The sequence below is a fragment of the Faecalispora jeddahensis genome (assembly GCF_000577335.1).
Lineage (GTDB): Bacteria > Bacillota > Clostridia > Oscillospirales > Acutalibacteraceae > Faecalispora > Faecalispora jeddahensis.
Map to the genome: position 1 here is coordinate 18,862 of NZ_CBYL010000040.1, position 13,612 is coordinate 32,473.

At 46.8% G+C, this 13,612-nt stretch carries 15 protein-coding genes and 1 rRNA gene; 5 read left to right on the top strand and 11 right to left on the bottom strand.

Annotation, left to right across the window (positions count from 1 at the left end; translation table 11 throughout):
• Positions 1–970: 970 nt before the first annotated feature.
• The gene (locus TY09_RS13790; RefSeq protein ID WP_042435521.1) at positions 971–1,855 is read right to left on the bottom strand and encodes an NYN domain-containing protein; all 885 of its coding nucleotides are present in this window, start codon (positions 1,853–1,855) and stop codon (positions 971–973) included.
• Positions 1,856–2,046: 191 nt separating this feature from the next.
• Complete coding sequence (locus TY09_RS13795) at positions 2,047–3,276, bottom strand: LL-diaminopimelate aminotransferase (RefSeq protein WP_042435524.1); 1,230 nt, start codon at positions 3,274–3,276, stop codon at positions 2,047–2,049.
• A gap of 234 nt (positions 3,277–3,510) precedes the next feature.
• On the opposite strand from TY09_RS13795, the gene TY09_RS13800 reads away from it, so the two are divergent.
• From TY09_RS13800 to TY09_RS13815, 4 genes are all read left to right on the top strand, one after another.
• Positions 3,511–4,365, top strand: a complete 855-nt coding sequence (locus TY09_RS13800; RefSeq protein ID WP_042435527.1) for a LysR family transcriptional regulator — start codon at positions 3,511–3,513, stop codon at positions 4,363–4,365.
• A 129-nt stretch (positions 4,366–4,494) separates the two neighbouring features.
• Positions 4,495–5,325, top strand: a complete 831-nt coding sequence (locus TY09_RS13805) for an AraC family transcriptional regulator (RefSeq protein WP_042435530.1) — start codon at positions 4,495–4,497, stop codon at positions 5,323–5,325.
• 116 nt (positions 5,326–5,441) lie between these two features.
• The gene (locus TY09_RS13810) at positions 5,442–5,990 is read left to right on the top strand and encodes a DUF6144 family protein (RefSeq protein WP_042435533.1); all 549 of its coding nucleotides are present in this window, start codon (positions 5,442–5,444) and stop codon (positions 5,988–5,990) included.
• Positions 5,991–6,043: 53 nt separating this feature from the next.
• Entirely contained in the window at positions 6,044–6,619 is a 576-nt protein-coding gene (locus tag TY09_RS13815; protein WP_052335662.1) for a DUF1062 domain-containing protein, read from the top strand.
• Between the two features lie 78 nt (positions 6,620–6,697).
• On the opposite strand, the gene rpsI is transcribed toward TY09_RS13815, so the two are convergent.
• From rpsI to TY09_RS13830, 3 genes are all read right to left on the bottom strand, one after another.
• Positions 6,698–7,099 (bottom strand): 30S ribosomal protein S9, encoded by a 402-nt coding sequence (gene rpsI, locus TY09_RS13820; RefSeq protein WP_009061842.1) that lies wholly within the window; start codon positions 7,097–7,099, stop codon positions 6,698–6,700.
• Between the two features lie 15 nt (positions 7,100–7,114).
• The gene (gene rplM, locus TY09_RS13825; protein ID WP_009061844.1) at positions 7,115–7,543 is read right to left on the bottom strand and encodes a 50S ribosomal protein L13; all 429 of its coding nucleotides are present in this window, start codon (positions 7,541–7,543) and stop codon (positions 7,115–7,117) included.
• Between the two features lie 284 nt (positions 7,544–7,827).
• The gene (locus tag TY09_RS13830; RefSeq protein WP_042435536.1) at positions 7,828–8,550 is read right to left on the bottom strand and encodes a lipoprotein; all 723 of its coding nucleotides are present in this window, start codon (positions 8,548–8,550) and stop codon (positions 7,828–7,830) included.
• Positions 8,551–8,730: 180 nt separating this feature from the next.
• Here TY09_RS13830 and TY09_RS13835 point away from each other — a divergent pair, with 180 nt between their 5' ends.
• A complete protein-coding gene (locus TY09_RS13835) occupies positions 8,731–9,279 on the top strand; it encodes a biotin transporter BioY (RefSeq protein WP_009061934.1) in 549 nt (182 codons plus the stop codon).
• A 136-nt stretch (positions 9,280–9,415) separates the two neighbouring features.
• Here the strand turns inward: TY09_RS13835 and rrf are convergent.
• From rrf to TY09_RS17700, 6 genes are all read right to left on the bottom strand, one after another.
• Positions 9,416–9,532 (bottom strand): 5S ribosomal RNA (gene rrf / locus TY09_RS13840).
• A 426-nt stretch (positions 9,533–9,958) separates the two neighbouring features.
• Entirely contained in the window at positions 9,959–11,560 is a 1,602-nt protein-coding gene (locus TY09_RS13845; RefSeq protein ID WP_042435539.1) for a putative ABC exporter domain-containing protein, read from the bottom strand.
• Complete coding sequence (locus TY09_RS13850) at positions 11,557–12,273, bottom strand: ABC transporter ATP-binding protein (RefSeq protein WP_009061888.1); 717 nt, start codon at positions 12,271–12,273, stop codon at positions 11,557–11,559. The genes TY09_RS13845 and TY09_RS13850 overlap by 4 nt, the downstream gene beginning before the upstream one ends.
• Before the next feature lie 156 nt (positions 12,274–12,429).
• Entirely contained in the window at positions 12,430–12,699 is a 270-nt protein-coding gene (locus tag TY09_RS13855) for a helix-turn-helix transcriptional regulator (RefSeq protein WP_009061921.1), read from the bottom strand.
• A gap of 5 nt (positions 12,700–12,704) precedes the next feature.
• Positions 12,705–13,016, bottom strand: a complete 312-nt coding sequence (locus tag TY09_RS13860) for a DUF6442 family protein (RefSeq protein WP_042435542.1) — start codon at positions 13,014–13,016, stop codon at positions 12,705–12,707.
• 51 nt (positions 13,017–13,067) lie between these two features.
• A complete protein-coding gene (locus TY09_RS17700) occupies positions 13,068–13,388 on the bottom strand; it encodes a DUF6442 family protein (protein ID WP_052335664.1) in 321 nt (106 codons plus the stop codon).
• Positions 13,389–13,612 lie beyond the last annotated feature (224 nt).

Sequence of the window (13,612 nt, forward strand, 5' to 3'; positions counted from 1 at the left end):
GTAAAATCAGGCCTGTTTTCTGTGCAAACTGCAAGAAAATGAACGGTTACAAACTTGTTACAATCGTTACAGGCGTGTTTTTGTTTGTAAAATAAGCGAGAAAAAAGCATTATTATTTTGAGAAGAAAGATTTTGAAAGTCAAAAAACTCAGCGATTGCTGGATTTTTTCATTTCTCTTCGCTTTTTTACTGGATTTTGATATCCTGTAAGAATTTGTATTTTTACCGCGAAAAAAAATTCTGAAAAAAAGGCTTGACGAATCTGATTTTTTCGTTTTTCAGGCTTGGCCGCAGGTCGATTCACTAGCTTGTCCTTTCGCGCTTTTGAATAAAAAGTCCGCGAAAGCATCTTCTTATTTGTAATATATTTCCTGTTAAATAATGGGCATAAATAAGCCTCTTTATTTCAGATCCCCGTTTTTATTTCCAAGTTCTTCTGTTTCTTTCGATTCATTTTCCACCGTTCTTTTGGGAAGAATCTTCACATTTCAAAAGTCCGCAAACAACGTTTTGACCACGCTGTTTTTTGCTGTGAAACAATGTAAAAAACACCCGATTTCTCTTTTCATTATATATAGGGAAATCCGGCGTCTTTTCGTGCGTGCCGATACCTCCCGAAAAGTGGCTGTGTAGCTGAGTTTTTTCCTCTTTTTAAAGCGGCTCTTTGCCCAAAACATGCAGCGCCGGGATGTCATACGTTCTTTTTCATTGAAATTTGTATAAACGTTCGCTGAAAATACGTTTTGGATATTCTTTTTTCACATTGTTTCACAGGCCGGCCAGTTTGTTCAACAGAGGAACCCTAATCGTTTTACCTTTGCATTTCTAAAAAGGGAAAATCCTCGCTGTAAAACTGTTTGCTTTTTTCTATATATAATGAAAAGGGAAATCATAAAAAATCCCCGCGCTTTCCGAATGGAAAACACGGGGAGAAATGGACTGGAGCAAACGAAGCTCTTTTCGCTTGCGATCAATCGTTCAGCCTTTTATAATAATCGTACTTCGTCTGCACAACCGACTCCATATCGAAATCCGGCAGAATGGCGTCCTCTGTGAGAATTCCCTTATGGATCAGCAAATCCTTTTTATCGGCCGGCAGCATCGCGACATATGGCCTGCCATTATACAGATAGTGATAAAACAGCACCTTCCCCTGCCGGTACAAATCGAGAAGAACGTTGGCCATCTCATAGATCATGATTTTGGAAAACGCAACCTCGTTTTTCAGGTTATACTCCAGCGCGTATTCCTTGAACACGCCCGTCTTATCAAATTCCACAATCTTCTCTTCGATATATTTATTGAACTTTTTCCAATACAGATCGATAATATCGTCTAAAACGCGGTGAGGAATCTCTGTTTTGACAATCTCCTCCAGACGGACGTGCTCATCTGCAAACGCGATCAGCGCTTCGTTATACTGATCACCGGTGGTGATCACCGATACATTTCGTTTGTTGGCGCGGATGACATTGAGCAGCGGGGTCATATCCTTGTCGTTGGACATGATGAAGAATTCATCGATATTGTGGTTGGAGTAGATCGAGGTCAATACGTCGATCGTGATTTTCAGATCCGCGTAATTTTTGCCCTGATTTGCGGTGTGAATCGTTTCCACCCCGTAAGACTGCAGCAAAGACTGATGATAAGACTCGTGAAGATCGGTATTGTCAAAATTACAGTACACCGCGATCTTAACCACCCGCTTGCCATGAATTCTGCACCACTCGCGCAGCTTTTCGAAAAAGGCCAGGCGCAGCATATTTTGATTTTGTTCCAGCAGGCACTTATACACATTTTCATAGTCCACAAATACGGCTACGTTAACCGGCTCATGATTTCTGATTCCATCCATATTCTCACCTCTTTCTTAGCGTAACACAATTGCCCATCATTTACAATCGCTGCATTTCTTTGTCCGGAGGCAAAGCGAAAAACTCCGAATTCTACCTGCTGTATAACAAATCCCTTCCTATTAAAATAGGAAGGGATTTGTTCACAAAACACAAACCGATTGCTTTCAACATCGATCAGGTAAGGAATTGGCTAAAACACAAGCTCACAGCGAGCCAGACGCCGTTCGATCTCTTCAACGATCCGTGCCTCCTCCTGCTCCCCATCGGAAACAAACGTGACGGATACCCGGATATAATGCCCTACGTCGTCCCACGGGACCGTGGAAATCAGCGCATTTCGCAGCAGGTAATCTGAAAACTCGTCGGCCGTATGGAAAACCCGGCCGTCCCGGGTTCCTTTGGGAATCGCCATATACTCGTAAAAGGACGCCTTGGGCGGCGTGGCCAAAAAACCGATCCGGCGCAGCGCGGCGGACAGCAGCTCGTGCCTTCTGCGGTATTTTTCGCAGGTTGCCCTTGTGATTTCCGGATGGCTGAGCGCGTAGGCCCCTGCGTGTTGTATGGCGATAAACTGCCCGGAATCGTTGTTATCCTTTACGGCGGCGACCGCTTTCACGATTTTTTCATTTCCCGCGATAAAGCCCAGCCGCCAGCCGGTCATATTATAGGATTTGCTCAGGGAATGGACCTCGATTCCGACCTCCATAGCTCCCTCCACCGACAAAAAGCTAAGCGGCCGCTCGCCAAAGGTCAGCGCGCCGTAAGCGGCATCCTGAATCACAATGATCTCGTTCTTCTTTGCAAACTCGATCACGGTCTTGTAGAATTCTTTTGTTGCAGCCGCTCCGGTGGGGTTGTTGGGATAATTCAAATAAAGCAGCTTGGTCTTTTGCAGCACCGCCTGCGGGATGGCGTTCAAATCCGGAAGAAAATGATTTTCCTGCAGCAGCGGCAGCGGATACACCCCGCCGCCGAGCCATTTTGTTTTCGTGCCGAGAATTGGATACCCCGGCACGGTCATCAGCGTGATATCGCCCGGATTGATGAAGGCCTGCGGGATCATCGCCAGTGCAGATTTGGAACCCATGGAATGCAGGATCTGCGTTTCCGGGCACAGCCCGCCAACGCCAAACACATTCTCCATATATGCCGCCGCGGCCTGCTGGAACAAGAGGATGCCGTTGTCCGCGTAACCCCGGTTCTTCCATTCCTTCGCCTGCTCGTACAGAACATCGATCACTCCGGCGTCCGCCATAGCGTCCGGCTCGCCTACGCCCAAATCGATCATTGGGATTTCGGGATGCTCCCGTTCCATCTGGCGCCGGATCTTCTTGATTTTTTCAAATTTATACAGCTCCGCCTGTTTTCCAAACGATGACCCGCCAATACGGTCTGCAAACAGCTCCTGAAGGTACTCCAATTCACTCCATCCTTTCTCGTAGGCTTTTCCTATTGATCAGTATAACAGGATGTAGTATGATATGTAAAACCGATATAATAGATTATTACGATTTGTTTTTTCGATAATTGAAATCCTATCATCATGGCAGAAGCCAAAAGCTTTCTCTGCCTCGGGTTTCAGGATTCTGAAACCCTGCTAACAAAATCTTTGATTTTCTTAGCAGATCAGGTTTTTATCATAGGAGGCAGTCTTATGAACACCGATACCCTTCGAACCTTTCTTTTGCTGGCGGAACTGAAAAATTACACCCACACTGCAAATCAGCTGTTTGTGGCGCAGTCGACCGTAACCAACCGAATTCAGGAGCTTGAGGCAGAATTGGGCAAGCCTCTTTTTGTGCGCAGCAGAAAGCTGCTGCAGCTGACGGAGCAGGGGGAGCGCTTTCTGGCGTATGCCCGGCGTATTGTAGAGCTGACACAGAGTGCGGCCGAGGAACTGAACAGCATGTCGCACTACCGCTCCTCCCTGCGGATCGGCTCGACCAATACCATTTACGACTGCCACCTCTCCCGAAAGCTGGTGGATTACTCCCTGAGCCACCCGGAAACCAAGCTGAACATCGTCATCGGCCATTCTCACGCGCTGATCCAGATGCTTCAGGATCACACGCTGGACATGGCGTTTTCTTATGTCCCGTATGCCAAAAAGAATATTCAGTGCTCTCTGTTTACCACAGATGAGCTGCTGCTGGTAACCGCTCCGCAGAATCAGGAGTACCGTCAGGGGATTTTACAGCAGGAACTGGCCGGCATCCCCTATTTATATTGTGATTTTCCGTTTCAGGAGGTAGGCAGCTATATCAAAGACCTGTTCCCGGCAGGGCATGCTTTTTCGCTGGAAATTGACCGCAGCGCGAATTTGCTCCCCTTCTTATACAGCGGCAAGGGTTATTCCTTTCTTCCTGACAGCATGGTGCGCGATTCGATTGACCGCGGAGCGCTGCTGACCGTTCCTCTGCTTGATTTTTCAATTCCCCGTGTCAATTGCTATCTGCTCACCTGCGGGACAGCGGACAGCGAATCTCTACTTGCTGCTTTGCGGGTGTGATAAAAACACCGGAGCTCAATGCCTGCTGCCCATAAAGACAATCAGCATTCAGAAATAACCAGTGATCGAAATCATTCTAAGTGACTTTGTGTCGAACAAACAACATGCATCGTAAGGGGGAGTGACTGGATGAAAAAAGAACTCATTCATCAAAGCATGGATTATATCATCCAGCATATTGACGAGAATCTTTCTATTGAAGACGTTGCAGAGCATTTTCATTTCTCAAAGTTCTATTTTTGCAGATCCTTTCAACAGGTGACTGGCGAAAGCGTATATGAATTTATCAAGCGCTTGAAACTGGACCAGAGCGCCGTTGATATGAAGCTGAAAAAAAACAAATCCATAACTGATATCGGGCTGGACTACGGATATAGTTCTTCCAATTACAGCTCAGCATTTAGAAAGCACCATCACATTTCTCCATCAGAATTCCGCAAATCCACCCACGTAACGGGCATGGCAAATCCGTTTTATCCTGAAGGGCTTTCCCGCTTCGATCCATTTGAAGAATATGATCATAAAATTACAATGCAGGAGCTTCCGGATCTTTTTGTGATCTATGAACGAATGCTTGGAAATTATGTTGATTTAAAAGAAAAATGGTTTGACTTTTTAGATCGATACAAAGATGATATCAAATCAGATACCTTATTAATTGAACGGTTTTACAACGATCCGTCAATTACCAGCCTAAACAGCTGCCTGTGTGATATTTGTTTTACCACAGATGAGTTTTGTAAATTGGACCAGGTGACAACTGTAAAAGGCGGCAAATTTGCGACCTATCGTTTTGAAGGGAAAATACAGGACATTTTTGGTACCCTACAGGGCCTGTTCAGCGTTTGGCTGCCTGAAAGCGGTTATAAAATGGACGGAAGATGCGGGCTGAATATTTACCGGAAAATCAACAAAGAAAAAGGCTCCGTCATTATGGATCTTTGTATCCCTATTAAATAGGGCAAGAATTCAGAAGTATCAAAACAGACTTTCTTCTATCATGAGAATCAGCCGGATGTGGCAGTTCTCACAGAAGAAAGTCTGTTTTATTTTTTGAAAAAGTCAGGGGTGTCTACATGTTTGATATCAGGAAAATACAGGAACGCGTCATTTTCGAGGCCGTTAGAAATAGCAGCGATCTAGAAACCGCCGAAGAAATTATATATGGACACGACGGATCAGCAAAAAACGAAAGTAATCCCGACTGGGTGAAATCGACAATGTACCGGCTGGAAAACAAATTTGATCTGAAAACAACGAAACAGATTCGCATGGGCTGCCAATGCGGCTACGGGATGGATCAAAAGCTGGCGCTTTTAAAGGAACTGAAAGCCGCCTCATCTGATCTTGAGGATTTCGCAAGTTCAGATCGGGCGAAAACGGCAGGTCTGTTTTGCAAAGAGGGCGATCTTTATTTGCAGTTTTTCTTTTGTCCTTGCCCTATGCTTGCCGACGTGGATCAATTAGAAACAAAAACATGGTGTCAGTGTACCGCAGGATACAGCAAAGTACTGTTTGAAAAAGCTTTTGGGTGTGAAGTTGATGTAGATTTATTAAAAAGCATAAAATCAGGCGACGATACCTGCCTTATGAAAATTATTCCTAACGGTTTGATTGGGGAATAAGGAAATCAAAGTCTCATCACTGCCTTCTACGGTTCACTGAAAGGAAATGCAGAATGAGCTGTTTCAAATCAAAAAAATATGAAATTATCCCTACTGAAGCATATAAAATATTTCGCAATTGTTCAGGCTGTGGAAGAAAAAATGTTTATTACAGTACCGAAAAAATCAGAATCAATGCCAATGGCAAACAGATTGATGTATGGTTAATCTATCAATGTCAAAAATGCAAGCATACCTATAATCTGCCGATCTATTCGCGGGTTGACAGAAATGAGCTGGATCCATCGGAATATCAGGCGCTGCTAAAAAACGATCATCAAATAGCGAACAAATACGGGATTGACAGAAAGATTCTCCAGAAAAATGATGCAGTGATTTTTGAAGAACCGGCCTATCTGTTAAAAGAGATCGGGAACAGCATCAAAGAGAATACAATTGAATTTTTTAATCCTCATAAAATCAGGGTACGCCATGACAGGTTAATTGCAGAATGTTCGGGGATTTCCCGTTCTCAGGCAAAGAAGCTGTTAGAAAGCGGTGTACTAACAGTGATCGGCCTTTCAGATATCCAACGAGTATTTGCCTACTCACCTATGCACCTCTACCCACAGTGGCAAACGAATCTTTAAGGCTGAACCAAAAGCAGTTTTTCACAAAATAAAAGCCCTCGGAAACAGCTTGTTTCCGAGGGCTTTTATATCGGTAATTTATCTCTTGGAGAACTGCGGTGCGCGGCGAGCCGCTTTCAAACCGTACTTCTTGCGTTCCTTCATTCTCGGATCGCGGGTCAGGAAGCCTGCCTTCTTCAAAGTAGAGCGCAGGTTCTCGCTGTCGTACTGCAGCAGTGCTCTGGCAATACCATGACGGATCGCACCGGCCTGGCCGGTAACGCCGCCGCCGGCAACGCGGCAAACAACGTCGAACTTGTCGGCCACATTGGTCAGCTCCAGAGGCTGACGCACGATCAGCTTCAGGGTCTCCAGGCCGAAATAATCGTCGATATCTCTATCATTGATGGTTACCTTACCGGTTCCCTGATAGATTCTCACGCGGGCCACAGAGCTTTTTCTTCTTCCAGTTCCGTAAAAATATGGAGCCTTATCGTACATACTTATCCCCCTCCCTTAAAGCGCCCATTCGGCGGGCTTCTGTGCGCTGTGCTTATGCTCTGCACCAGCATACACACGCAGTCTGGTAAGTGCCTCACGGCCGATGGTGGTATCCGGAATCATGCCTTTTACAGCAAGCTCCATTGCCTTTTCGGGCTTCTCACGCATCAGAGTATCGTAACGGACCTCTTTCAGGTTACCGATGTAACCTGTGTGGTGGTAATAATACTTCTTCTGAAGCTTAGAACCGGTCAGAACAGCCTTTGCAGAGTTGATGATAACAACATGATCGCCGCAATCCACATGGGGGGCGAAGGTGGGCTTGTGCTTACCGCGCAGTAAAACAGCAGCCTGTACCGCAACACGGCCAAGCGGCTTACCGGCAGCATCAATCACATACCACTTGCGGTCAACCTGACCCGCTTTGGGCATATAAGTAGACATGAGCGTTTTCCTCCTAAAAAATCTTCGTTTATTCCTCGCAAACCCAACTGGGTTTTTTCCTAAAAGAACAGCTTCTCTGCGGAAGCGATGGAACTGCATTTCTGATACTACCACAACCGGCAGGGGCTTGTCAAGGGCGAAGCTCCGTTTTTTTAATTTATTTTGTATTCCCTCTTATTTTCGCCCGTTTTTAATGCTTTACTCTCTGTTCCTGCACCTTCATTTCATATTTTACCATCTATCTTCTGTAAAGAAAAAACCCTCCTTTTCGGGAGGGATTGCTTTTAGTTTCCGTCTTCCTGAATCCGCTGCGGAAAAACGACGCTGTCCAGCCGCCAGTTTTCCCCCTGCTTTTTCAGGCGCAGGTTTCTTTTCATGGGTGCGGAGCCCTGGGTCTGCATTGTCAGCTCTACCGTGATCTCATCGACCGTCTGCCGCATGATCACCGAAGTGTCCACCAAATATTCCATCGCACCGGGAGACAGAACCGTCTGATCCTGCGAGAAGTACAGCACACCATCAATTTCCTGTAAAATGGGGTCTGTCCCCTCAAACAGCTCGGAGCAGTACTCCTCTGCCGCTTCAGGCGTGTAAATCGACTGCATGCCTTCCCGTATTTTCTCAGAGGAATCATATTCCCCGCCGGTGATCGGCACAAGCCCTTCCAGCGTACTTTCTACCGCACTTTCAGAACTCTGCACGGCCTTGTCACCCACAGGATCCTGCGCGCTTTGAATGGAGAAAGCCGCCACGCGCTTCCCGGCCGATCCAGACAAATCCTGTATCATAATCTGCGACTGTACATCCTTCGCCTGATCGAGAAGGCCTTGTACAATCCCTTTCACTTCTTCCGAAGACAGCGGCTGCTTTTGGACAAAGCTTTGAACCTCAAGCATCTCGGCCTTTGGGGCCAGCGCTACGGATTCTTCCTTTTCCAGCGATTGAGCGCATCCCCACAGCAGGAAGAAAGCCGTAAAACAGAGCGCAATTCCAGATAATCTGTGCATGTGCTCATCCTCTCCTAAAAATCCTAAATGGATATAATTTGCAGTATTAGCATTTTACACTAAAAATTTAAGAAGTACAAGAAACGTTTTTGTAACCACTATTGTCAACCAAGTAAAAATAAATATGTTGACAATCCAAATCCCTTTCTGTATAATACAGTTTATGAGGAGGTCGTAACGATGAAGACAAAAAATTTAGCGCTGACCGCTATGTTTACAGCGCTTACCATGGTTTTAGGGCCGCTGGTGATCGTACTGCCATTTACGCCGATCCCGATTTCACTGGCGATGATTCCGATTTATCTGTGCGGAGCGCTGCTGCCGAAAAGAAATGCATTCAGCGCGCTGGTTGTATATTTGATGCTGGGAGCTGCCGGCCTGCCGGTTTTCAGTCAGTTCCGCGGCGGACTGGGTATTCTGGTTGGACCAACCGGCGGATTTTTGCTGGCCTACCCGATCATGGCGTTTGTGATTGCACTTCTATTGGAAAAGCTGCCGCAGAACCGCTTTTATTCTGTGGTGATTGCCTTTTCGGTTGCTCTTGTGATCTGCTACACAGCCGGCTGCCTGATGTTTATGGCCGTGGCCCATGCAGATCTGGCAAAGGCGCTTTCCCTCACGGTAATTCCCTTTGTTCCGCTGGACTTGGCAAAAATCGTATTTGCCGCCGCGGCCACTCTTGCTTTGAAAAAAGCGTTGTATCACGCAAAATTGTTGCCTCTTACCTGAATGAAACCTATCACAACATACACAACATAAAAAAATCGCTCCGGTGTTCGGAGCGATTTTTTTATTCATTCAGATTCTTCTAAAATTGCTCTTTGAATAAAAAAACAACCACCCTATTGGGTGGCTGCTTTTATGATGTTGGCATCATCCTATTGTCCCGGGCCGTTACCAGCCAAGTATCTTCGGCACTGATGAGCTTAACTTCTGTGTTCGGAATGGGAACAGGTGGACCCTCACCGTCATCGACACCAACTATTCATTTTTGCTGTCGCTCTTGGCGACTTGATTATAATATCACAGTGTCGGACAAAATGCAAGCATTTTTTTAAAAAATTTTTAAAAAACTTTAATACAGCGTTTTCTCCCTCTTTTCTGCGGCGGAAACTGTCGCAGAAAACGGTTTTACACTCAAATATATTCTACCCTGGGGATGTCTCTGCGGGATTTCCCGCGATGTGCATACAGATTCAGCCTGTATGCTGACGCAGGCATACCCCTCAGGTCGGGGAAGGCCTGCACCAGCAAAATTTCTATGCGAGGAAACTCGCTAAAAGCAAAATAATAGATTTTAGAAGAAAATTGCCCTTCGCGACGGAAGAAATGACCCTTTCTGGTCCCTGCCCCGCGATTCATACGCAGGTTGCACCTGCCAGGCCTAAAACCAAAGTTCAGAATACACTCACCGCATTTCCGGCGCTTCTAAAATATTGTGGCAGGCGGCGTATATCCCCAGCGTGACAAGAATGCACCCTACAGAGAACGCGATTCCCGCCAAATACCAGGGCAGCTGCAGAGCTACAATGGCAATCAGCGCAAGAACTCCGCCCGGAATCGCCAGAACAAGCAGAATCAGCAGCTGCAGGAATGCCAGCAGCCCTTTCGGCGCCGGCTGACCGAACAGACGGAAGAACAGAATGCTCGTTGACGTAAACAGGCATCCGAAGCTCGCATACATCAGAATCGAGCAGATCCAGATGATCGGGTTGACCCGCAGGTACAGCCACAGCACCGTGAATGCCACAGCGCCGTCGACAAGGGGTTTGGCCAACGTGGTGGCACTGGCCCAGATCAAACGGGACAGCGAAGAGGACGGCACCAGATAAATATACGGCTTCTTCAGCTCCGCCACCCAATCTGCGGCCGCCTGAAAGAAGAACAGCAAATAAATTTCCGTAGACAATACAGAGGCGTACATTGCCTCCGCATCCATTGGGTCGCTATCGCCGCGTGAGACACGCTCCAGAAAGACTGCCATTCCAACCGCGATCAACACAATCAGGATTGTCGAGGTCGTCAGGAATCCAAAGCGATTTTTACGGCGCATTTCGCACAGCTGCTTATAAAAGAACGTATTTGCTCCCCATCCGCCGTGAAAGCCGCCTTTTTTTACGGCATGACGGTTGCGGAATCGCGCCAGGCCCGCGCCGTTTTCATTCGCCTTCTTCTCCTGCATCGCCTCATAGGTGACCTCTGTGCTCTGCAGTACATCCTCGTAATAATCGGGATTGCCCTTAACCAGCAAAACCACGCTGGCGACGGTCAGCACGAGGATCAGTGCAGTATACAGTGACATCTGGCCGCCGTTGCCGGAAACTGCACCGAAAACCGCACCGCGAATCCAGCCTGCCGCCGGGAATGCATCGAGCAGCGGCGATGACGCCCCCTGCAGCGCTCCCTGATATACATTTTCGGAACGAAGCGCGCCCGCGGCCACATACAAAACCGGCAAAGCCGCCACACCGTAAATCACAGAGCTGATCGTCCTGCGCCGTGCAGGGCTGCCATTGCTCAGGTTATACAGCAGCATGGAAAGAATCTGCGCCAGAATCAGCAGGAATGCCAGACCGACCATCATCATAAAAACCTGACCCGACGTCAGATCAAACATTTGCATCAGCATCGGGGAATACAGCATCAGGAACACAACCACCAGGATCATCGACGTCATCTGCTTCACCAGGCCATAGGCCAGAATCAGATTCGGCCGAAGCGGCGAAACAAACAGAAGATTCACATCCGGCATACTGAAAAACGTAGAGCCGGATTTGACCCCTGACAGCAGGATCATCACCAGCAGCCCCAAAAGCACAAAGAAATAAATTCCCCCGATCAACCGCGTGTCGGGAACACCCGTTACAGCCGTATTGCTCTGCCTTGTCAGCACAGAGAATACGATCATCGCAATGACAAACAGATAAGCAATCAGCTTACCCGGATGGCGGAGCATCTCCAGCAGGGAGTTCTTCGCCTGGCAATAGGTCAGGTAGCAAATGGATTTCATTCCGTGGTACCTCCATCCCCATTTTCCGTAATGGAGAAGAAGAGCTGTTCCAGATTTTCTCCGCTTTCCTCAATCTCCGCGCGGGTACGGATCGCCATGATCTTACCGGATTTCATAATCAAAGCCTTGTCCCAGAACTCAGCGACACTGTCGAGCATGTGCGTACTGACCAGCACGGCACAACCCTGATCGCGCAGCTCGGTCAGCATCGTTTTCAGCTCCTTGATCGCGTGCGGATCCAGACCGACCAGCGGCTCATCCAGCATAATCACCTTCGGCTGCGGCAAAAGCGCACAGCAAAGACTCAGCTTCTGCTGCATTCCCTTCGAAAGCTCCTGGCCCAGCTTTTCCTTTTTATCTGTCAGCTCCATTCTGTCCAGCAGGGCCTCGGCACGCTCCCGCCAATCCTGCAGCTGATACGCCCGGGAAATAAATTCAACGTGCTCCCACACGGTCAAAAGCGGGAACAGCGCGGGCAGTTCCGGCACATATCCAAACACGCGTCGGGCTTCCGCCTTTTTGTTCGGTACTCCACAAACGAGAATCGATCCGTGAAATCGCAGGAGCCCCGCAATACATTTAATCGCAGTCGATTTACCCGCACCATTCGGGCCCATCAGCACGGCAATCTCGCCGGGCTGCACTTCAAAGCTCACGTCGTCGTTTGCCAGAAGGCTGTCATATCGTTTTGTCAGATTTGAAACTGTCAGCATATTGTTTCCTTTCACCCTATTTTCAGGTAACTCTCATTTTTCATCCGTTTTAAAGATACAGGAAGCACCCCGGAATGTCAAGGAACGGCAATGATTCCCAGGTGAACAGACAACTATTTGTAAATCATCATTAAATCATTACAATGAGTAAAATCATCATTCTTTCTGCTCTTCCAACAATAACTTCGTTTTTCGTTTGTTGGATAGGGATTGTTCTAAATCAAAATAAAAAACTTCCTCAAAGCTCTTTTCCAAAGCTACGCAAATCAGCAGCGCCAGACGCGCGCTGGGACAAAACTGCAGGTTTTCAATCGAGCTGATCGTCTGGCGAGATACGCCCACCAGCTCCGCAAGCTCGCCCTGTGAAATCCGTTTTTCTGCCCGCCACATGCGGATACGGTTTTTAAAAATCAGTTCCTGCTCCATATTCCTCACCACGTATGCAAAAAATACAACAGCAAATTCGCAAACGCTGCCACCATGGCGGCCACCGTTGCAACCAGATCAGTCTTTTGGCGGTATATTTTGTATTTGTGTAGACATATGACCGAAGTATAGGCCCAAAAGACTGCCATTAAATCATCGCTTTGAATTCCCTTCAAGAGATTGTACACCATCAGAAGAACCATCAAACACATCAGCACGAACTCGCCTTTTCTCCTCGCGCGATTATCTGCAAACTCTGTGCCCTCGTCACGGATTCTCGCCTGTTTATTACTCTCTAAAATGACATTACGATCCATATTCTACTCCTTTTCTATCAGCAGGCATCAAATAGAATTTAGTGGCGATATTTAGTCAAGCGGCCAGGTGGTTTTTATATATAGTCCTACTGAAACAGCGGCAACTGCAAACTCAAGCAGTGCTATCACAAAATACGATTTCATTTTACTGATGCGATATCCCGAAAATATCACAATTCCACCATACAGCAAAAATACCGCCATCAAATCGTAATAAGGGACCCCTGCCCAAATACTATAAAGCATCAGCGCAATCAAGCAAAACATCATTCCTTTTGTACTGCTACGGCGCAACCGGTTCTCTATATAAACGGTACCTTCATCCTCGCACTTTGTATGCTTTATCCCGTTTAGAATCTCCTCACGATTCATTCCTGGCACTCCCTCCATTTAAATTCTAATTACAAAATATCATATCTTGCTATCCTTATCAAGTAAACTTGTCATTATGATATAAATACTTTGCAATTTTGTTTGTTGAAAAGTGAATATTTTAAAAGTATAAGATATCTTTTCTCTTTAAAAGGAGGCCGGTAAAAGAATCATATAAAAAGAAAAAAGAGAGCAAATTTGCTCTCTTTTCATCCGTTTTAAAA